Origin of the sequence: Galbibacter pacificus (assembly GCF_029603165.1) — a bacterium.
Classification (GTDB): Bacteria; Bacteroidota; Bacteroidia; order Flavobacteriales; family Flavobacteriaceae; genus Galbibacter; species Galbibacter pacificus.
The window spans coordinates 631,728-652,294 of the sequence record NZ_JAQSVC010000003.1 but is presented as its reverse complement, the minus strand read 5'-3'; the positions used below and the strand labels follow the sequence as shown (position 1 = coordinate 652,294).

At 37.4% G+C, this 20,567-nt stretch carries 19 protein-coding genes; 10 read left to right on the top strand and 9 right to left on the bottom strand.

The window, feature by feature from the left end; all coding sequences use genetic code 11:
- Positions 1 to 11 precede the first annotated feature (11 nt).
- From PSF86_RS11335 to PSF86_RS11320, 4 genes are all read left to right on the top strand, one after another.
- Complete coding sequence (locus PSF86_RS11335) at positions 12 to 254, top strand: DUF2007 domain-containing protein (RefSeq protein WP_277900188.1); 243 nt, start codon at positions 12 to 14, stop codon at positions 252 to 254.
- A gap of 588 nt (positions 255 to 842) precedes the next feature.
- Positions 843 to 1,277: a ribose 5-phosphate isomerase B gene (rpiB, locus tag PSF86_RS11330; RefSeq protein WP_277900187.1), complete on the top strand. Its 435-nt coding sequence runs from the start codon at positions 843 to 845 to the stop codon at positions 1,275 to 1,277.
- Positions 1,278 to 1,281: 4 nt separating this feature from the next.
- The gene (locus PSF86_RS11325) at positions 1,282 to 2,193 is read left to right on the top strand and encodes a cation diffusion facilitator family transporter (protein ID WP_277900186.1); all 912 of its coding nucleotides are present in this window, start codon (positions 1,282 to 1,284) and stop codon (positions 2,191 to 2,193) included.
- A 12-nt stretch (positions 2,194 to 2,205) separates the two neighbouring features.
- The gene (locus PSF86_RS11320; protein WP_277900185.1) at positions 2,206 to 2,649 is read left to right on the top strand and encodes a GNAT family N-acetyltransferase; all 444 of its coding nucleotides are present in this window, start codon (positions 2,206 to 2,208) and stop codon (positions 2,647 to 2,649) included.
- On the opposite strand, the gene PSF86_RS11315 is transcribed toward PSF86_RS11320, so the two are convergent.
- Positions 2,639 to 3,016 carry a hypothetical protein gene (locus PSF86_RS11315; RefSeq protein ID WP_277900184.1) on the bottom strand — a complete coding sequence of 126 codons (378 nt, stop codon included), beginning with the start codon at positions 3,014 to 3,016 and terminating at the stop codon, positions 2,639 to 2,641. The genes PSF86_RS11320 and PSF86_RS11315 overlap by 11 nt on opposite strands.
- A gap of 115 nt (positions 3,017 to 3,131) precedes the next feature.
- On the opposite strand from PSF86_RS11315, the gene PSF86_RS11310 reads away from it, so the two are divergent.
- On the top strand, positions 3,132 to 3,518 hold the full coding sequence (locus PSF86_RS11310) for a SpoIIAA family protein (protein WP_277900183.1): 387 nt from the start codon (positions 3,132 to 3,134) through the stop codon (positions 3,516 to 3,518).
- An 18-nt stretch (positions 3,519 to 3,536) separates the two neighbouring features.
- Here PSF86_RS11310 and PSF86_RS11305 read toward each other — a convergent pair whose 3' ends face one another.
- A complete protein-coding gene (locus PSF86_RS11305; RefSeq protein ID WP_277900182.1) occupies positions 3,537 to 5,267 on the bottom strand; it encodes a patatin-like phospholipase family protein in 1,731 nt (576 codons plus the stop codon).
- A 168-nt stretch (positions 5,268 to 5,435) separates the two neighbouring features.
- Between PSF86_RS11305 and PSF86_RS11300 the strand changes: the two genes are divergently transcribed.
- A complete protein-coding gene (locus PSF86_RS11300; protein ID WP_277900181.1) occupies positions 5,436 to 6,158 on the top strand; it encodes a hypothetical protein in 723 nt (240 codons plus the stop codon).
- Between the two features lie 12 nt (positions 6,159 to 6,170).
- On the top strand, positions 6,171 to 6,401 hold the full coding sequence (locus tag PSF86_RS11295; RefSeq protein WP_277900180.1) for a hypothetical protein: 231 nt from the start codon (positions 6,171 to 6,173) through the stop codon (positions 6,399 to 6,401).
- A 108-nt stretch (positions 6,402 to 6,509) separates the two neighbouring features.
- Here the strand turns inward: PSF86_RS11295 and PSF86_RS11290 are convergent, their stop codons facing one another.
- From PSF86_RS11290 to PSF86_RS11265, 6 genes are all read right to left on the bottom strand, one after another.
- Positions 6,510 to 6,647, bottom strand: a complete 138-nt coding sequence (locus PSF86_RS11290; RefSeq protein ID WP_277900179.1) for a hypothetical protein — start codon at positions 6,645 to 6,647, stop codon at positions 6,510 to 6,512.
- 92 nt (positions 6,648 to 6,739) lie between these two features.
- Positions 6,740 to 8,356, bottom strand: a complete 1,617-nt coding sequence (locus PSF86_RS11285; RefSeq protein ID WP_277900178.1) for a S41 family peptidase — start codon at positions 8,354 to 8,356, stop codon at positions 6,740 to 6,742.
- A gap of 116 nt (positions 8,357 to 8,472) precedes the next feature.
- The gene (gene rnpA, locus PSF86_RS11280; protein WP_277900177.1) at positions 8,473 to 8,850 is read right to left on the bottom strand and encodes a ribonuclease P protein component; all 378 of its coding nucleotides are present in this window, start codon (positions 8,848 to 8,850) and stop codon (positions 8,473 to 8,475) included.
- Between the two features lie 176 nt (positions 8,851 to 9,026).
- A complete protein-coding gene (locus PSF86_RS11275; protein ID WP_277900176.1) occupies positions 9,027 to 10,946 on the bottom strand; it encodes a M1 family aminopeptidase in 1,920 nt (639 codons plus the stop codon).
- Between the two features lie 87 nt (positions 10,947 to 11,033).
- Entirely contained in the window at positions 11,034 to 12,665 is a 1,632-nt protein-coding gene (locus tag PSF86_RS11270) for a S8 family peptidase (RefSeq protein WP_277900175.1), read from the bottom strand.
- A 10-nt stretch (positions 12,666 to 12,675) separates the two neighbouring features.
- On the bottom strand, positions 12,676 to 13,536 hold the full coding sequence (locus PSF86_RS11265) for an MBL fold metallo-hydrolase (protein ID WP_277900174.1): 861 nt from the start codon (positions 13,534 to 13,536) through the stop codon (positions 12,676 to 12,678).
- Positions 13,537 to 13,672: 136 nt separating this feature from the next.
- Between PSF86_RS11265 and PSF86_RS11260 the strand changes: the two genes are divergently transcribed.
- Positions 13,673 to 15,559 carry a cation:proton antiporter gene (locus PSF86_RS11260; protein WP_277900173.1) on the top strand — a complete coding sequence of 629 codons (1,887 nt, stop codon included), beginning with the start codon at positions 13,673 to 13,675 and terminating at the stop codon, positions 15,557 to 15,559.
- Positions 15,546 to 16,115, top strand: coding sequence for a hypothetical protein (locus tag PSF86_RS11255; RefSeq protein ID WP_277900172.1), 570 nt, complete (start codon positions 15,546 to 15,548; stop codon positions 16,113 to 16,115). The genes PSF86_RS11260 and PSF86_RS11255 overlap by 14 nt, the downstream gene beginning before the upstream one ends.
- A gap of 20 nt (positions 16,116 to 16,135) precedes the next feature.
- Here PSF86_RS11255 and lepA read toward each other — a convergent pair whose 3' ends face one another.
- On the bottom strand, positions 16,136 to 17,932 hold the full coding sequence (lepA, locus tag PSF86_RS11250) for a translation elongation factor 4 (protein ID WP_277900171.1): 1,797 nt from the start codon (positions 17,930 to 17,932) through the stop codon (positions 16,136 to 16,138).
- A 160-nt stretch (positions 17,933 to 18,092) separates the two neighbouring features.
- Here lepA and PSF86_RS11245 point away from each other — a divergent pair, with 160 nt between their 5' ends.
- The gene (locus PSF86_RS11245) at positions 18,093 to 20,501 is read left to right on the top strand and encodes an outer membrane beta-barrel protein (RefSeq protein WP_277900170.1); all 2,409 of its coding nucleotides are present in this window, start codon (positions 18,093 to 18,095) and stop codon (positions 20,499 to 20,501) included.
- The last annotated feature ends 66 nt before the right edge of the window (positions 20,502 to 20,567 follow it).

Genomic DNA, 20,567 nt, shown 5'->3' with positions numbered 1-20,567 from the left:
ATTGCATTTGTATGAAGAATTTTATCTTAGTAGCAACATATACGTATCCACATGAATATCTCGTTTTAAAATTTTTGCTGAACGAAGAAGAAATCCCTTTTTTCCTGGAAAACGAAACCATGATTACTATTTCGCCGTTCTATTCTAATGCTTTGGGGGGAATAAAGCTATATGTGCACAAAGATTATGTTACTTACGTAAAAGAACTGATCCAGAAACTTGATACTCCAAACAACGACTTAAAAATAGTTTAAGCTGTTTTTATCGGTACAAAGTTAATCAACCAAATAATAGCTAAAACAAAAATTTTAAAAATCTTAAGAGTTATTAACTTTATAAACATATACATCTTTTTCTTTTTTAAAATTTAAATAAAAATGGTGGTTATTATAGGGTGTTTATTTGTACAAAAACTTTTTTGGCAAACGTTTGCGAGTAATAGTTATCTTAACTTATACATAGATATTAACAAAGGTTCTAATTTTAAAGCACTGAAAAAGAATAATTTTTTGTTTTTTCTCAACAATTGTAAACAACCCAACTAACATAATTTTTTAATAATTAATTATATTAATTGATGTTAATAAGTGTTGAAAAACAGTTGATAAAATGTAGATTAAAAAGAAAAGTTTCCATTTGTATAATTAAGATTTTTTTACAAATTGAAAGTGTTTATTAGAAAAACAAATAAATTTAATAGAATTAAATAAATAAATATCAACAAAATATATTATATTATAATTAATTGATAATTAAGTATTTGTAAAATTAAATTAACATTGCTGTTTATAAACTAAAAAAATACGAATTACTACCTTTGTTGTTCACTAATATACAAAAGGATGAAAATAGCCATAGGAAACGATCATGCCGGAACCGAATATAAGTTTGCTGTTGTTGAATTGCTTCAAAAAAAAGGGATTGAAACCGTAAACTACGGGACTGATGAAAACAGCAGTGTGGATTACCCGGATTTTGTGCATCCGGTGGCAAAAGATGTAAACGAAGAAAAAGTAGATTTTGGAATTTTGATATGCGGTAGCGGAAACGGCGTAGCCATGACCGCCAACAAATATAAAAATGTTCGTGCAGGATTATGTTGGACCAAAGAAATAGTTAGTTTGATAAAAGCACATAACAATGCTAATATTTTATGCATTCCGGCCCGCTTTACTGCAATTCCTCAAGTGCTGGAAATGGTAGAAACTTTTTTAGACACGGCTTTCGAAGGTGGCAGGCACCAAAATAGAATAAATAAAATATCCTTACACTGCTAGTATTATGGGCCATATGCACCCGCATACACATTCCCACACACCGTTAAAGGGGAGAAATCTATTTATTTCTATAGTATTAAACATTATTATAACCGCTTCTCAGGTTGTTGGTGGTATAATTTCGGGAAGTTTGGCTTTACTGTCCGATGCCCTGCACAATTTTACCGATGTGGTTTCTTTGGTAATAAGTTATGTGGCAAATAGGCTTACGGGTAAAAAAGCATCTACAAACAGGACTTTTGGTTATAAGCGCGCAGAGATTATTGCAGCTTTTGTAAATTCGGTCACGCTTATTGTTATTGCTATTTTATTGATAATTGAAGCTGTAAAACGGTTTTTTCATCCACAGACCATTCATTCGGATCTTGTTATTTGGTTGTCTATTTTAGGGATTGTCGCCAATGGTTTTAGTGTTTTGTTATTAAAAAAAGACGCTAAACGGAACATTAACATGAAATCGGCTTATTTGCACTTGCTTACGGATATGTTGGCAAGCATAGCTGTATTGATAGGCGGATTATTGATGAAGTTTTATAAAATATACTGGATAGATAGCGTTTTAACATTCTCCATTGCCGTTTATTTAATTTTTGTTGGATTTGATTTGCTACTAACTTCCACCAAAATGCTCATGCTTTTTACCCCAGATCATATAGATATAAAAGATTTGATACGGGAAGTACATAAAGTACCAAATGTTAATAAATTGCACCATATACACGTATGGTGGTTAAACGACGACGAACTGCACTTAGAAGCACATTTAGACTTTAAAGAAGATGTTACACTTACACGGTTTAATGAAATTTTAGAGGAAATAGAAATTATTTTAAAAGCTAAATTTGGTATAAACCATGTAAATATCCAACCGGAATACAACAAGGAAGATCCAAAAGACTTCATTGTACAAGACTAAAAAGTATATAAAATGCTGGAAATAGAAGTAAAACCGTACAATGTATTGACCAAAGAAGAACTTTATGAACTGCTACAACTTAGAAGCGAAGTTTTTGTTGTAGAACAAAACTGTGTGTACCAAGATGTAGATTATAAAGACCAAAAAGCATTGCATGTATTGGGCAAAAAAGGAAATAAACTAGTTGCATATACCCGAATTTTTAATGCCGGCGAATATTTTAAAAACCCCAGCATTGGTAGGGTCGTTGTAAAAAAAGAGGAACGAAAATTCGGTTATGGTCACAACATAGTTCAAGCTTCAATAGAAGCAATTACAACTAAATTCAATCACCTTCCAATAGAAATATCTGCTCAGTGTTACGTAATCAAGTTCTATAAAACACATGGATTCGAGCAGCTGGGGGAAGAATATTTAGAAGATGGCATTCCGCATGTAAAAATGATCAGGAATTAATCTTGATCATTTTTTTATCCATGTTTAAATCGTCAAGCATGGAATTGGTAAACTTATAATGCCCTTTGGTCGTTATAATTTTAAATCTATAAGATTTCATCTTACTCAATACATCCAAAAACATCCATTTCGATTTTAATAAGTGTGGTTTTTCTGATTTTACACTGATTTCAAAAAAATGTTTAATGCCTTTTTTATCAGCCACGATATCCGGGGTAATGGTTACCTCACTCCCCTTTTTAATAAATGATTTAGGTGTATCGTATCCTTCAAGATCCGCTTTAATATTGTTAAAACCCCTGTTCTCTAAATAATTAACCGATCTGCTTAAAAACTCTGTATAATTTGCTTTGTCCGTACTTATCATAAGGTTAATATACTAAAATTAATATAAATATCAAATAATCAAGTAGTTAAATATTGTTAACGCATATTTATCTAGTTTTAGAAATACCTAACTTTAGGTGTAAATTTTGAAAATTATGATTGCACAAATAAAAACATTCGATACTAATGTACTTGCCATTGAAGTTTTTGATGGCTTTACCGAAGAAGACGAAAAAATATGTCAGAAATTGTTTAATGAAAAGATAGATGAAGGATTTAAAAAAGTAAACGTGCTCATTAAACTGGATGAAGCAAAAATGTCTCAAAGTAGCACCAAAGCTTTTTTTGAAGATATGGTATGGGCGCTAAGAAACTATAAAAAAATGGGACATATCGCCATTGTTGCCCATTCTAATGTAATAAAAGCATTGGTGCCCATAGACAACCTGTTTTTTAAGCGTGCTGGCGAAGGAAGCTACGAACGCTATTTTGACGTATCGCAACTAGAAGAAGCTTTTATGTTTGTAAATTCCTCCGTTTAAATAGGTGTGGCGGTCGGTTTAGTATTTTTGTAGCAACCCGGCTTCTTTTAAACTATCTTTTATGGTTTCCAACACCATTTTATATGTTTTCCGCCGGTAAAAAAGCAGGTAGCCAAAAGTTAAAAACCAATTTCCCGAAATGCTCCTTACCAACATTTTTAGGCGCTTTTTAATGGGTTTTCTATAAAGATGCTCAAATGTATGCAAATCTATTTTTGGGTATTGCGGATATTCAATTACGGCATCGGTACCATAGGTTTCAAAATCGAATTGGGTATTAAAGGCCTTTGTAACTTTCATGTCCGGGATAATGGGGAAAAACTTTTTTCCGGAGTTGCCCTGAGCCGGGATAGTATACAAAAATCTATCCATGCTTTCCGGACTCATAGTTACGCCCAGGCGCTTCTCTATGTTTTCTTCTTTTACCGAAAAATGATACCGTAAAAAATCTTGGCAATTTTTTCTTCCGAGTTCAAAATCGTGCTTCCGAAGGGAATCGTCCATAAAACCAGCAAAACCACTTATGGGCGAAGATGCCAAATGGTGTTGTTCCCTAACTGCTGCTCCGTTAATAATGGTCTTTCTGCTCGGGGCCACTAAAAATTTGGTCCGGTCGCTTAAAGACAATGCATCTAAAATACCATCTTGGTTAAACATTACCTGGTTTCTCAATGCCTTGAACATGCCCTTGGCAACATTTAAAATATCGCGGTCGGGATTAAACAACGAAGGACTATTGTCTTGATTGGGAAAGGGATCTATCATTACAATGGCATAATTATCGTTTTTCTGTAGGTCTTTGTTCTTTTCGTTCAAAACTTTTATCCCAATACCATAAGGTTCGTTGTTTATAAGTCCGCCATCAATGGAATTGAATTTATAACTTTCTTCGTTGTCTAAAATTAACGGGGTTATTCCTTTTCTTCTTCCAAAGAGGTATTTTGGGTAACGTTCAATATATTTTTTGGATATTTCTATTTCCCTGGACTTTAGCCCAATGGGGAATGCAGCGGTACTTAACGTGGCATCTCTTAAATAATGAATATCCTGAGTCTCTTTTAAATCCAACACATAATACAACGAATTTTCATCGGCAGGAACTCCCCGCGAAAACAATTCGTTTTTAACCTTATACCTAAAAAAGCCTCCGTGGTTGGTAATAATATTGGCAGCATTGGTTTGACTGTTCCCGCTAAAATCGACCTTAAAATTGAGTCCGCGCAAATTGGTAGTTGTCAGGATAAGGTCGATATCTTTAGAAACAAACGGCGGATAATGTACCGTTTCGTTAATATGCAAGGCATTGTCGGCAATTTTTTCTATTGCAATGCTGTTCAATAGCGATTGCGGTAATTTGTTTTTATCAAGGTCTTGGGTATCCAAAAGCTTTTCTAAAGTTTTTCCCGTATCGTCATCGGCCATTTTTACCCAACATTTATAAAAAAGGTTGTTTTCTCCTTTAGGGTTAAATCTGTTTACGGCCCTGTGTTTTCTAGACAATAAGCTCATAAGGGACAGCGTGCCTGTTATGCCCCCTGCCGAAGCACCGCTAACAACATCTATAATAACATCGTGCATCGGGATGCTCTGGTCGTATTCGGGATGATCGCTGCCAAGGGCCTTATTTTTATCTTTTGCTTGTTGCCAAAGCTGCAAAGTTTCAATTAAATAATCCAGTACCCCTGCGGTATAGGATCCGGCAGAAACCGCTCCTGCCATTGTTAGACAAAGTTTAAATGATTTGGGCATAATCTCGTTGGTTTTTCTTCCTATAAAATTAAGGGGAATTATTAAAAATCTCTTAAGGCGGAGCAAAAACTCTAAAAAATATCACAATTTGCAGTGAAACTTCTGTTAAAGCACATTATACAAGTATAGAAAAGAAGTACATTTCGCCTTGCTAATACACTTTTACATGTGATAAATTTACCCAACAGACTCCTTTTTTTCCTTCTATTTTTTATAGGTCATGCGCCACTTTTTTCTCAGGAAGCAAAAACAATTAAACTCTTTGTTTATAAAGACAATAAGGCTATTGAAAAATTTGGCGTTGCCAATATTACTACCAAGGAAGAAGGAAAATATATAGATGGTTACCATGTAATTAATGCTTCTGTTGGGGATGAATTGTTTATAGCTTCGGATGATTTTAAAAATTTTTACAAACTGGTGACCACGGAAGATACCGTTGAGGGGAAAATAGAAATTTATACCAAAGACGGAATTATTCAACTAGAGGAAGTGGTACTTACCGAAAAAAAGTTGTCCTATGGAACCTTTACGGAATATGCCCCAAAAATTTATACTCCTGCGGAAAGGCAATTGCGAACGGCATCAAAAGTTTTTGGCGGTGGTGGGATAGGTTTCGACCCGGTTATAAACTTAATAAGCGGAAGAACCAAAAAACTTAAAAAGCGTCTCAAAGCCGAAACCAAAAACAATATTGTAGAATTTCTGGAAGACAACTACAAAGACTATATTTTAAACGACTTGGAGCTCCCCAGGGAACAATTAGGCCTTTTTTGCTATTTTGTTTCAGATAAAAACAAAGGAATACATAAAATATCCGAACGTAAACGGGTGGAGTTTTTATTAAAAAGATTGTACTTGGAATTTGTAAAAGACCCCGCAGATGACTAACCGATAATTTTTATGGCCAGCACCAAAACAAATTGCAAAACACCACTCTTTGCCTTTTTATTTTTAGGTATTTTTCCCCTGTTTTCACAAAAAAACAAAGAATTAAAAATATTTATCTACGAAAACGACAGGGCTATTCAAACCTTTGGAGTTGCCAATATTGCCACCAAGGAAGAAGGAAAACATATAGGCGGTTATTACGTAATAAATGCTTTTGTTGGCGACCAGCTTTTTTTTGCTTGAAAATACTTTCGTAGGCGTATTTTTATGGAAGATATTGAAAAGGGCAAAATAGAACTGTCTGTTAAAAACCCCATTCATGCTGGTTTTGTTACTGATGGTTTCCCAGGCTTATAAAAAGGCCTTTTCGGGCCTTGTTTCGGGAAAACCTTCGTTGGGCTCGCCCATAACGCCGTACATAAATTCTGGAGCTATATATTTTTGATAGTTATGGGAAACTTTTTTCTTGAGATGATATAATATGTACACCCGCAAGAATTAAAAAAAAACAAAATTTTTATACACTTGGGCGGTAGTTTTGGTTATTGGTTAGGGTTGTTATGATATTTTAGTTTAGGATGTTATTTTAAAATGCTTTTATATTTATTATTGTCTTTAAGTACATCTTTTGCTGCCTTTATGGCTTCGTCGTTTTGTAAATAATAATCGTATAGGCCATCCCGGTAAAAGTAGCGTACAATCAATTCATCTTCAATATTTTTGCTTATGCTTTGCCGATATTCGTCCAATGAAGCCAATTTACTTTTCTCGATATCGCTCATTAATTTCTGGTAATCGTCTTTTACAGAAGCCCCAAATTCTTCTATTTCGTCACTTTCTATTACTTTTTTTAGTGCTTTTTCGGTTTTGGTTTCATAGTTAAAGCCACTTTGGGTCACATAATTTTTAAAATTCTGATAATCGCTTTCAGAAAAATTAAAATCGGTCAGGTTTTTAATATCGTGGCCGTAGTAATACTTGGTGGCATAATCAAAAACCACATTGTTTTCCAGAAGCGCATTGGTAATGCTGTTATTTTTTAAGTGCGGTATTTCAATATCGGGCATTACCCCGCCGCTGTCGTATACTTTTCTGCCGTTTCTGGTTTTAAACTCGTTAAAATTCTTTTTTACAATGGCTTGACCGTTTTCGTCGCGGTTCCAATAATCCATGGACTGGATACAACGACCGCTCGGGGTGTAATATCTGGAAATGGTTACTTTAAGCTGCGTTCCGTAATTAAGGCGGATAGGCCGTTGCACAAGTCCTTTACCAAAGCTTCGTGCACCAACCACCACGGCACGGTCTAGGTCCTGTAAAGCACCGCTTACGATTTCACTGGCAGAAGCACTCCTTCCGTTGATGAGGATTACCAGTGGAATTTCGGTATCTACCGGGTTTTTTCGGGTGAAATATTGTTGGTTGAATTTTTTTACTTTTGATTTTGTGCTTACAATGAGCTCTTTTTTGGGAACGAACAAATTGCAAACATTAATAGCCTCTGTTAGGAGTCCGCCGGGATTTCCACGGAGGTCCAAAACAATTTTTTTGGCCCCCTGCCCTTTTAGGTCCTCCAGGGCATTTTCGGTTTGTTTGGAAGCTTTGCTGTTGAATTTAGAAAGTACGATATATCCGGTCTCGGGATTTATCATTTTATAATACGGAACGGCATCAATTTCAATTTCTTCCCTTGAAACCGATGTGGTCATGGTTTTTCCCTGCCGTAAATAGGTAATTTCCACATTGCTTTTGGTAGCGCCTTTTAACAGTTCGGTGGCATCGTCCTTAAAATCGGACACGTTGATATCTCCAATTTTAATGATTTCATCGCCTGCCTTTAAGCCCGCTTTATCTGCCGGATAACCTTTATAGGGTTCTATAATGAGCAACTTGTCGTGATAGCTTTTCACCACGGCGCCAATACCGGAGTATTCGCCTGCATTGCTTATTTTAAAGCCTTCTACGTCCTGTTCGTTCATAAACCGGGTGTAGGGGTCCAAATCTTCCAGCATGCTTTTAATGGCCGTGTCCATCAGTTCTGCAGGATTGGTTTCGTCCACATAATTCATGTTTAATTCTTTAAACATGGTGGTGAATATCTCTACCTGCTTGGCGATTTCAAAAAAATCGTTTTTAAAACCTGTTCCAATCAACAGTACAACAATGGCCAGTGCGGGGATAATGATTTTCTTCTTCATGATTTCCTGAAAATTCTTTCTTTAACGAATATAATAATAGTGATTCATCCGTTTAAACCAAAAAAGTTTAAATGAGTTCTTCTGTAAAAATAATGAAATTGAAAGAATAAAGAGACTTATTCCTTAATATGCGCGTCAAACTTTTCATGGAGTTTTTGCAGGATACTGTTTAATTTTTTAAAGGAGGGAATTTCTTTTCCGGTATACAAAAGCATGAAAAGGTATGGGTTTTCGCCTGTGCTTTGTATGAATAAATGTTTGTTTAACCGGTATGCTTCACGGACGAGCCTTTTTATCCGGTTTCTGTCGACTGCTTTTTTAAAGGAACGTTTGGATACGGAAACGGCGGCTTTAAGTTTAGCGCCTTCTGTCTCTTGAGCTCTCATATAAATGAGCCTAAGCGGGTATTTTGACACAGAACTTCCTTCTGAAAACAATGTTCCGATGAGGATTTTATTTTTTAGTCTTTCTTCTTTTGAAAAAGATCGGTCCATTTTTAATGATGAAATTGAGTGTACCAATTTTTGGAAACCTTAAGTAGGCTTTTGCAGTTAAAAACTGCAAAATTATGTCAGTCTGAGCTTGTCGGAGGCTTTTCTCTTCAGGTCAATGAACCCCGACAGCCCGCCTGGACTTTTGGGCAGGGCCCAGACTGACAGTTATTTATATACTATTCCGGTTGATAGGTATTGTTGCTTCTATCAATATCGGCCATTAATCCCGAAGGGTCTATTACAATAGCTTTAATATCGCTTGTAGCGGCATCAATTGTAAAATTATGGGTTGGGAAAGCCCACGGCCAGTCGGGTAACACAGTTCTTTTTACTTCAAATGGGTTGCTTTTTTCACCATACATCATCCGTAAAGGCGCATAGAAATATTCCATGGTCCCATCGTTATAAAACACCATTACGTCCACCGGCATGGGCATTAACCCGATGCGTTCCATTTCAACCGTGGTCTTACCGTTTTCTTCAGAAACGTTTTTAATACCATAATCAATGGTATTGGTAGTTTCTGTCCAGTCGGTTAGATACCATTGAAGCTCCATTCCCGAAACTTTTTCTGCGGTTCTTTTTATATCGTTTGGCGTTGGATGCTTAAACTTAAAGTCTTCATAATATTTATGAAGCGTTTCCATTAATTTATCTTGCCCGATAACGTAACCGAGTTGCGAAAGAAATATACAGCCTTTACTGTATGCGGCAATGGAATAAGCTGCATTGATGTCGTAACGGTCGCCATGTGTGGTAAGCGGCTGTTCCTTTCCCGAATTGACTATATATTGATAGCCTTTGTATGCATTTTCAAAAGGGTTGGCCTTGTTGTCGCCCGATATTTTATTTTCTGCCAAGGTTGAAATAAAGGTGGTAAAACCTTCGTCCATCCAGGGATGTTCAGATTCGTTGGTGCCCAATAATTGTTGGAACCAAGAATGGGCAAACTCATGTGCTGTAGTCCCTAAAAGGCTCCCGTATTTTTTTCCTCCGGTAATAAGGGTACACATGGCATATTCCATTCCACCGTCCCCGCCTTGGATCACAGAATATTGTTCCCATGGGTACGGACCGATGTTTTTGTTGTAAAATTCAAGGAGTTCGGCTGTTTTTGGTTGAATTTTTTTCCAGTTATCAACCACTTCCGGGTCGTTTTTAAATAAAAAGTGAAGCGTGACCCCGCTCGGTGTTTCCAACTTGTCGTGAATGTATTCAGGATCGGCAGCCCAAGCAAAATCGTGCACATCGTGTGCTTTGAAGTTCCATGTAATGGTCTTGCCTTTATGCTTTTTTACTTTAGTTCCTTCATCTTCGTACCCATACCCTATTTCGTTTGCATTTTGAAGCACGCCAGTTCCGCCTAGTAGGTACGATTTGTCAATGGTAATGTTCACATCAAAATCACCCCAAACACCGTGAAACTCCCTGGCGATGTACGGATCGGCATGCCAGCCCTCAAAATCGTATTCGGCCATTTTTGGGTACCATTGGGTCATGGAAAGTGCTACCCCGTCTTTATTGTTCCTTCCCGAACGCCTTATCTGTACAGGCACCTGCCCCTTAAATTCCATATCAAAAGTAACAGTTTCCCCGGGGGCAATGGGATTATTTAGATTGACTACCAAAATAGTGCCTTCTTCATTAAAATCTACTTCGCTGCCATCTTGTTTTAATGAAGTTGCATGCAAATACCCAATTTCATCCGGAGCCAATTTGGCAATACGGCTTTCATATTCCGGATTTTCCTTGGTTCCGAGGTTGTTGACCATACGTCTGTCCGGATCTTGAATATTTTGCAGGCGGATGTCCATTTCGCTCCCGGGCTGAAAAGCATTGAAAAACAAATGATAAAATACTTTGGTTAGCGATTCCGGGGAGTTATTGGTATACTTTAATTTTTGCGTTCCGGTATATTGAAACGTTTTTACATCCATGTTCACGTCCATTTTATAGTCAACGTGCTGTTGCCAATAAGCGGGGTTATTTGGTTGTTCTGTGGTTGGTACGGTTCGAGGATCAGAATTTGTCATGGCCCATGCCTGTGTGCACAGCGCTATGCTAAATCCTAATACGATAAATAGTGTTCGCTTCATTTGTTTGAGTTTAGTTTATTTTTTATAAAAGATGCCAAGGAGCCCTGAACGGATTCTTTCGAGCAGGGCTCAGACTGACATATTGGATTATAATTTTACTTTCCCGGCATTTACCTTATCGGCTAAAATCATGGCATTGTACAGGTTAACCATTTTGCCCGATTTTGAAGCCTCGGCAAACGGTTTTTTGTAATTGGGGTTTCCTCCAAGAATTACGTTTGCCGTGGATGTCAATCCCGATTGCATAATTATTTTTTTCACCTCTCCGGCTTTTAGTTTGGGGAAATATGCCCTAATTAATGCGGCAACCCCAGCAACCGCTGGAGCGGCCATGGAGGTTCCCTGTAAAAATTCATATCCGTTATTGGGCGTGGTAGACCATATTTTGGTTCCGGGTGCAAAAACATCGACATTGTCTTTGCCGTAATTTGAGAACGTAGCTACCATTTCGGGGCCATATTCGTAGTTTAGTGCACCAACGGTCAGGAAATTATCGGCAATTTCTGCGGTGTTGTTTTCATTATCGTTTGGATAGACATTGTTTTCATCTAAATCCAACGATTCGTTTCCGGCAGCCTTAACAATTAACACGTCTTTTGATGCGGCATACTTTATGGCGTCCCAAACCCATTGTTTGTGTGGCGAATAGTATTTTCCAAAGCTTCCGTTAATTACTTTTGCACCGTTATCTACAGCATAGCGAATGGCCAGGGCCACGTCTTTATCGTACTCGTCTCCATTGGGAACGGTTCTTACAGGCATAATTTTTACATGGTCTGCTACCCCGTTCATGCCAATTCCGTTATTGCGCTGAGCGGCAATTATACCAGCTACGTGTGTACCGTGTTTTGCATGCTCTCTATCTCCAATTACATTGTTATCTCCATAATCGGTATCGGTAATATCATCTGGATCGTCGCCTACAATGGACCTTCCGTCGAAATCTTTGTTTAGATTGTAGTTTAACTGGTCTGTAAAATATTCAATTCCTTCTTTCAGTTCTTTTTTAAGATCTGCTACAGAATCTTCATAGGCAAACATTTGTGTCATGGCCCCTGTAGCAGCTTGAGCCTCGGGAGTAGAGGGCTTGTATGCTTTTAAGTCTTCAAGTGTATAATCTTCCTTGCCCAATTCTTTTTGCAGTAATTCGTCGGCTTGTGTTACCGATTGAAGAATTTGCTCGTACCTTGTTTTATTTTGAAGAGCCTCGTTGTATTTTTCGTCATATTCGGCTTTGGCCCGTTGGTAATCGGCAGAGCCATCATCGCCTTTGTTTATAATCCTAACCAGTTCCAGTTGTTCATTATTTGCTTTTCCCAAAAAGTTCCATCCATGAACGTCGTCTACAAAACCGTTTTTATCGTCGTCAATGCCATTTCCGGCAATTTCATCTTCATTGGTCCAGATAACATTTTTCAGGTCTTCATGTTCAATATCGATCCCAGAGTCCAAAACCCCAACAATTACAGGAGTTGGCCGTAATTCTTTTATGGCATTAAAAATATCTGTATAGGCTTTGTCAACACTCATGCCCGGAATGGTATCGGCAGGGAGGTCGTCGTGGCTCCAGTGTTTAAGCTGTGTATCGGTCAAGGGGCTTACCTTTAATGCAACACTATCTATATTTTCTTCAGGGGTTAACAAGATGTTGGTAGATCCACACCCTGCCAATAAAGTAGTTGCAATAGCACCAGCAACCATAGATTTTTTAATAGTCATTGTTTTCGTTTTAATTAAATAATTCTTTAAATGAGAAAGTGTCTTTAAGCCGAACGCCTTTCTCTGTTTGTTGAAGTGTACATACTTCGTTATGTGCATCGTGTTCCAGCAATAAGTAAAAATTATTGGTTACGGCATGGTCTAAAAAGGTTTTCTTTTCTTCCAGCGTAAGGAGGGGCCGCGTGTCGTACCCCATTACGAAAGGAAGTGGGATATGGCCTACGGTTGGTAGCAAATCGGCCATGAAAACCAGTGTTTTCCCTTTGTATTGTATGTGGGGGATCATTTGTTTGTCTGTATGGCCATTTACATACAGCACATCAAAGCCGAGTTCAGCGTTTTTTAAAAAACCATTATCTGGAACGGGCAAGAAACTTAATTGTCCGCTTTCTTGAATTGGGAAAATATTTTCTTTTAAAAAAGAGGCTTTTTCACGGTCGTTGGGTTTGGTTGCCCATTCCCAGTGGTCTTTATTGCTCCAAAAGCGTGCATTTTTAAACGCGGGTTCGTAAATTCCCTTTTCTTTGTTTAACAGAATGCTTCCGCCACAATGGTCGAAATGCAAGTGGGTTAAAAAAACATCGGTAATGTCGTCCCTATGGAAACCGTGGTTTCGTAAAGATTTATCTAGGTTGTCGTCTCCCCATAAATAGTAATACCCAAAAAATTTATCAGACTGTTTGTTGCCAAGACCGGTATCGATAAGTATTAACCGATTGCCATCTTCTATTAACAAAGACCTGGCGGCTATATCAATCATATTATTGGGGTCGGCAGGATTGGTCCTGTTCCAAATAGATTTGGGAACAACACCAAACATGGCACCGCCATCTAATTTGAAGTTTCCTGTTTCAATTGTGTATAACTTCATGAAATTTGTTAAGATTACAACGCATCGCAAATTAAGAAAAGGGAATAACATTCAATAATAAAGGCTTGCATTATTAAATGTTTTTTAACATTTTTATAGTATATTGACCTTATATTCGTTATTCAATCAAAAAAATATGTTAGAACTAGCTGGAATTGTAATTTTGGGCATCTTGGCTCAATGGGTAGCATGGAGATTAAAAATACCTGCTATTCTACCACTTATTTTAATAGGTATTTTTGTAGGACCTATTTCAACCCTCTATACAGACGATGGAACCAAATTAATTGAACCGATATGGAATCCGCAGTTAGATAAAGGACTGTTTCCGGGAGAGGGCTTGTTTCATTTTGTTTCTTTAGCCATTAGCGTCATCCTTTTTGAAGGGGGGTTAACACTCAAAAGAAACGAAGTTTTAAATGTAGGGCCTGTAATTATAAAACTCATTACTATTGGTAGTGTCGTAACTTTTTTATGTTCGGGTTTTGTGGCTCATTTTATATTTGATTTAAGTTGGTCGGTTTCTTTTTTGTTTGCTGCTTTAATTATTGTTACCGGGCCTACGGTAATTACGCCTATTTTAAGAAATATACCTTTAAAAAAGGATATTTCGGCAGTATTGAGGTGGGAAGGGATATTGATCGATCCTATTGGTGCCGTGGCCGCCGTATTGGTATTTGAATTTATATCGATTGGAAAAGGCTCTGAGTATACGCAACAGGCTTTAATAGAGTTTGGAAAAACAGTGGTTGTTGGTTTTTCCATTGGCTTTTCTTTTGCCTATGCACTGTATTTTGCCATAAAAAAGAACGCTATTCCGCATTTTTTAATGAACGTGGTTTCATTATCTTTTGTAATAGGCGTTTATGCCCTATCCGAGCAGTTTGCTCACGAATCCGGGCTATTGTCAGTTGTGGTAATGGGGATGGTTTTAGGGAACATAGACTTGCCAAACCTTAAAGAATTACTGTATTTTAAAGAATCGTTAAGCGTCCTATTGGTATCCATCCTTTTTATTTTGTTGGCAGCCAATATCGACATGCAGGACTTGTATTTAATTTACAATTGGAACACAGTTATTTTGTTTGCTTGTGTGGTATTTTTAATACGGCCGCTTTGTGTTTTTCTCAGCACCATAAAATCAGGACTAAAACTAAACGAAAAAATATTTATTAGCTGGGTAGGGCCCCGCGGTATTGTGGCAGCAGGTATTGCGTCGCTTTTTGGAACACGTTTGGCTTTGGAAGGCGAGCCAGGAGCAGAATACATAACACCGTTGGTATTTATGATCGTGCTGGGAACCGTACTTTTAAATGCAACCACCGCACGGTTATTTGCTAAAATATCGGGCGTATTCTTGAAAGAGTCGAGCGGAATATTAATTGTAGGGGCTTCAAACGTTTCGAGAATTATTGCGAAATATTTACAAAAAAGCGAACGGCACGTGGTACTTATTGATAGTAATAAAGAGAATATTGAAAGGGCAAAGGCAATGGACCTGGATGCCGAGGAAGCCAATATTTTTTCTGATGACCTTGCCAATAACATCGAACTAAACGACATTGGGTATTTAATGGCGCTTACGGCCAGTGAAGAAGTAAACAAACACGCCATAGAGCGGTTTAAAAATCAATTGGGGGAAAATGGTGCCTTTAGGTTGATTACCCCCGAGGAAATGAAATCGGATACCATTGACAGTGAATTATTGTTCTCTAAAAAAGACGATTATATCAACTTAAGTGAAGTGGCACGCGATTACCCTAAAATAAACGAAATACCAATAGCTTCAAAAGAGCAGTTCATTAAAGAAATAGAAAAGCTCAATAATGAAAAAGATGCCATTCCTATTTTTATAAAAGACAATGAGGAGGAATTGCACATTATCGCTTCGTATATAAAAGAAATGGAGATCGAAGAAGGCAATCAATTGGTATATCTGGGAAAACCCATGGACGTAATGGATGTAAAGAACAATAAAAACGAAAAGGAAGAAGATAAAGTTACCGAAAATGAAAATCAATAAAATAACCGCAAACACCTTTTTACAATTGGGGGTCCTTTTATCCTTGGTCTTGTTGTTGACCGGCTGCGACCAAACACGACTGAAAAACAAAGGCAACCAACTTTTTGGCAAAAACCCATATACATCCGTAACCAAACTCAATTTAAAGGAAATACCGGAGGGCTATGCAGAAGTAGTTACAGATACTATTTTATCAAACAACTTTGTGGTGAAGGTAAAATATCATTCAACAGATGATAAAGTTTATAAAATTGAAAACAACCCGAACCGTATTGAAAGCACGGCTTATAAAGAGTTTCATTCGGACGTGTCTGTATACTTTAAGGATAGATTGGTACTTAATAAAAGAATAGAAAAAACACTTTTTGTACAGCCTGAAAATAACTTTTGGGACAAATGTATCATGCAGTCCATTAGCATAGACGAGACCGCTTCTTTAACGAACGATGTTGTTTTTAATATAAGTTTCTTCAATCCTTCACAAGAGGCCTACCTTGATTATAAACTGGTGGTTAACCGTTCTGGGAGTTATTATATTCAGAACATACCAACATAATTCTATACTTTCACAACCGTTTAATCGTTTAGTTTCAATACCGCCATAAATGCTTGTTGGGGAATTTCTACGTTCCCTACTTGGCGCATACGTTTTTTACCTTTTTTCTGTTTTTCCAATAATTTCCGTTTACGGGAAATATCCCCGCCGTAACATTTGGCGGTAACATCTTTACGGAGCGCTTTTACGGTTTCCCTGGAGATAATTTTGGCACCAATGGCTGCCTGGATAGGAATATCAAACTGTTGCCTCGGAATTAATTCTTTTAACTTTTCGCACATTTTCTTCCCAATATCATATGCATTGTCCGAATGAATTAAAGCAGAAAGCGCATCTACCGAATTTCCATTGATCAACACATCCACTTTTACCAATTTAGAAGCCCGCATTCCTATTGGTGAATAGTCAAAAGAAGCATATCCTTTGGAAACGGTTTTAAGGCGGTCGTAAAAATCGAACACAATTTCGGCCAAGGGCATATCAAAAGACAATTCGACACGTTCGGGCGTTAAATACGTTTGATTGGTAATAATACCGCGTTTTTCAATACAAAGCGACATAACAGGTCCAACAAAGTCGGATTTGGTAATAATAGAAGCTTTTATAAACGGCTCTTCAACACGGTCCAAACTAGAAGGATCGGGCAGGTCCGATGGGTTGTTTACAATAATTTGCTCGTCGGGGTCTTTCTTGGTGTATGCATGATAACTTACGTTTGGAACCGTTGTAATTACGGTCATGTCAAACTCGCGCTCCAAACGTTCTTGAATAATTTCCAGGTGAAGCATCCCCAAGAAACCACAACGGAAACCAAAACCAAGGGCCGCAGAACTTTCGGGTGCAAATACCAAGGAAGCATCGTTTAACTGAAGTTTCTCCATGGCACCGCGAAGCTCTTCATAATCTTCGGTATCTACGGGGTAAATCCCGGCAAATACCATTGGTTTTACATTTTCAAAACCCTCAATCATGTTTTTGGTTGGATTGGCGGCATCTGTAATTGTATCGCCCACTTTAACCTCGCGGGCATCTTTTATCCCCGTAATTAAATACCCAACGTCCCCGGTTTTAATGACTTTTTTAGGGTGCTGTATTAATTTTAGCGTTCCAACTTCATCGGCAAAGTATGTTTTTCCGGTAGCCAGGAACTTTATTTTTTGTCCTTTGTGAATCTCACCGTTTATTACCCTAAAATACGTTTCAACACCGCGAAAGGGGTTGTAAACAGAATCAAATATAAGCGCTTGCAACGGTTCGTCTTCTACGCCTTTTGGAGCGGGAATTTTTTCTATAATGGCACTCAGTATTTCTTCTATTCCAATACCGGTTTTGGCACTTGCCGGAATAACATCTTCTGCATTACAGCCCAATAAATCTACAATATCGTCTGTTACTTCCTCTGGATTTGCACTGGGAAGGTCAACTTTGTTCAGTACAGGTATAATTTCCAAATCATTTTCTAAAGCAAGATAAAGATTAGAAATGGTCTGTGCCTGTATACTTTGTGCGGCATCCACGACCAATAATGCACCTTCGCAAGCGGCAATGGACCTGGAGACTTCATAAGAGAAGTCTACGTGGCCGGGGGTATCAATTAAATTTAAAATATATGTTTCGCCCTTGTATATATATTCCATTTGGATGGCATGGCTCTTAATGGTAATGCCCCGTTCGCGCTCTAAGTCCATATTGTCAAGGAGCTGCTCTTTTTTTTCACGTTCTGTTACAGAGCCGGTAAAATCCAGCAATCTGTCTGCCAACGTGCTTTTACCGTGGTCAATATGAGCAATAATACAAAAGTTCCTAATGTGCTTCATAGCCGTATATCAATGCGTTTTTTCAATTCGCAAATATAAGTTATTTTAACACGCTTGAATAAGATATTGTTCATAATTAAGGAGGATATAAAAAAAATGTTTTAAAAAATATGATTAATTGATAAAAAATTCTATATTTAGAAACCAAATTGCTCTGAACATGCTTGACCAAAAGGTTGTTTTCTTCTGTATATCCTTTTTTGCCGTCCATTTTATCTATGCCCAGCATTATAAAATAGAGGGCCATGTAAGCAATAAAAATAACCAGCCCCTGCCCTATGTAAACCTTATTCTTTTGGCCAAGGATTCAACGGCCATTTCCGGAACTTCCACAGAAGAAAACGGAACTTTTATCATGAGCCAAATTTCCAAAGGGAGTTATATTCTGCAAACGTCCTATGTAGGATATAAAAACACATACAGCCCCGTTGAAGTGAATGCCAATGTACAGATTGGGAATCTGGTCATGCTTGAAAATGTTGAAAATCTGGACGGGGTAACCGTAATTCATCAAAGGCCCCGAATAGAAAAAAAAGGAGGTAAACTTATTTTTCAGGTAGAAAATTCCACCTTGTCATCAATGTCCGGATATGAAATATTAAAAAGAACCCCTGCAGTGATTATTGTAAACGATAATATTTCAATAAAAAACTCCAAAACAACCGTTTATATCAACAATAAAAGAGTTTATTTAAATGATACGGAACTAAAAAACCTTCTGGAAAATTTTTCGGGAACAAATATTGCTTCTGTTGAAGTAATTACCAATCCATCTTCTAAATATGATGCAGAAGGGGGCGCCGTTTTAAATATTGTTACGTCCAAAAACATATCTATTGGCTATAAAGGAAGCGTAAACGGCAATTATGAACAGGGGATTTTCCCTAAATATAGGTTTGGTACCGACCATTATTACAAAAGCAGTTTTGTTAACTTATATGCAGGATATACTTTTAACCCCAGAAAGGACTATAAAAGAAGCGATAGTTATACCAACTTTTTTAACGGCAATTTGCCCGGTAATCAATGGAAAGCGTCCTTGTATAAAACCACACGGTCCAAGGTACACAACTTAAATACCATTGTAGATTTTGATCTGGATACTAAAAATACATTAAGCATAACTTCCAATTTTAATTTTAGTCCCGAAAAAACAATAGATAATCTTGTAGACACCCATATTTTTGATGCCGATGAAAATCCAAACGGAGCATTTATTTCTACCAGTAATATTGAAAACGATAATGTAAATTTAAGCTTTAATGCTACCTATAACAGGGAAATGGGAAATGGCACGACGTTAAGCGCACAGGCAAATTATGTATACTATAACGACGAACAATTTCAGGACATTTTAACTGATTATTACAATGAAAACAATGCGTATGAATATAGCAATATTTTTGGCACGCATTGGACACAGCAGAACAATATTTTTACAGGCCAAGTAGATATTTCTGCTATATGGAACGAAAACAATATTGATTTTGGAACTAAATATTCCGGGATAAAGGGAAACAGCGAGATGATCTTCTTTGGAGATTACATGCCCGAACAAGCCAATAATGACGATTTTGATTATGATGAAAATATTTGGGCGGGCTATGTCAATTTAAATCGGGAATGGGAAAAATGGGCGCTGGAATTAGGGTTGAGGGGAGAATATACCAATGCCATTGGGAACTCGGCTGCTTATGGGGAAGTAAACCATCAGGATTATTTCGAGTTGTTCCCGACCATTAGCATACACAATACCATATCTGGCACCCATGAATGGGGAATAAGCTATAAAAGGGCCATAGATCGCCCCCGGTACCAAAGTTTAAATCCGTTTAGGTATTATTTAAATGAAAACAACTTTATAACGGGAAATCCAACCTTAACACCTTCCATAGAAAATAAGGTAACCTTGGACTATACTTATAATGGAAACTATATTTTTTCCCTCTATTACCAACATGAAAACAACGACCTTGGTAGCTTAACATTTCAAAACAACGAAGACGAAATAGCATACAATGCTGTTTTTAATTTAGACGAATCTTTTCAATATAGCATCGACTTGGTACACTACCGCTACCTAACCAAGTGGTGGTATTTAAGCACGTACTTATCTGAATTTTACTATGAACTAAGCTTTTTGGCCAGAGAAAGCAACAACCAAAAACAAACAATGAGTACCTTTGGCTTCTTTGGCCAAGTATACAATTCATTTACCTTGTCCAAAAACCGTACATGGAGCGCAAGTTTATACCTGGAATACCTTTCCCGTTTTTTAGCCGGAAATTATATAATGAAAGACCGCTTTAAGGCCAATATCGGGATAAGAAAAAAATTAGGGGACGGCAGGGCAGAAATCACCTTGAATGCCAACGATATATTCAATACCTTTAACATTCCCTTTGCCACAAAATACCTCAACCAAGACAATGGATATTTGCCAAAACCAGAAACCCGGACGGTATCGGTTGGTTTTAAATACAACTTCGGAAATTACCGTTTAAAAGACAATAAAAGGGAAATCGACTTCAAAGAAGAAGAAAGATTAAACGAAGAAGAAACATTTTAACATACGAAACCAAAAATGTTGTGTTACTTTGCTTTTTAAGCAAATTTTTTCATTCAAAAGAAACAG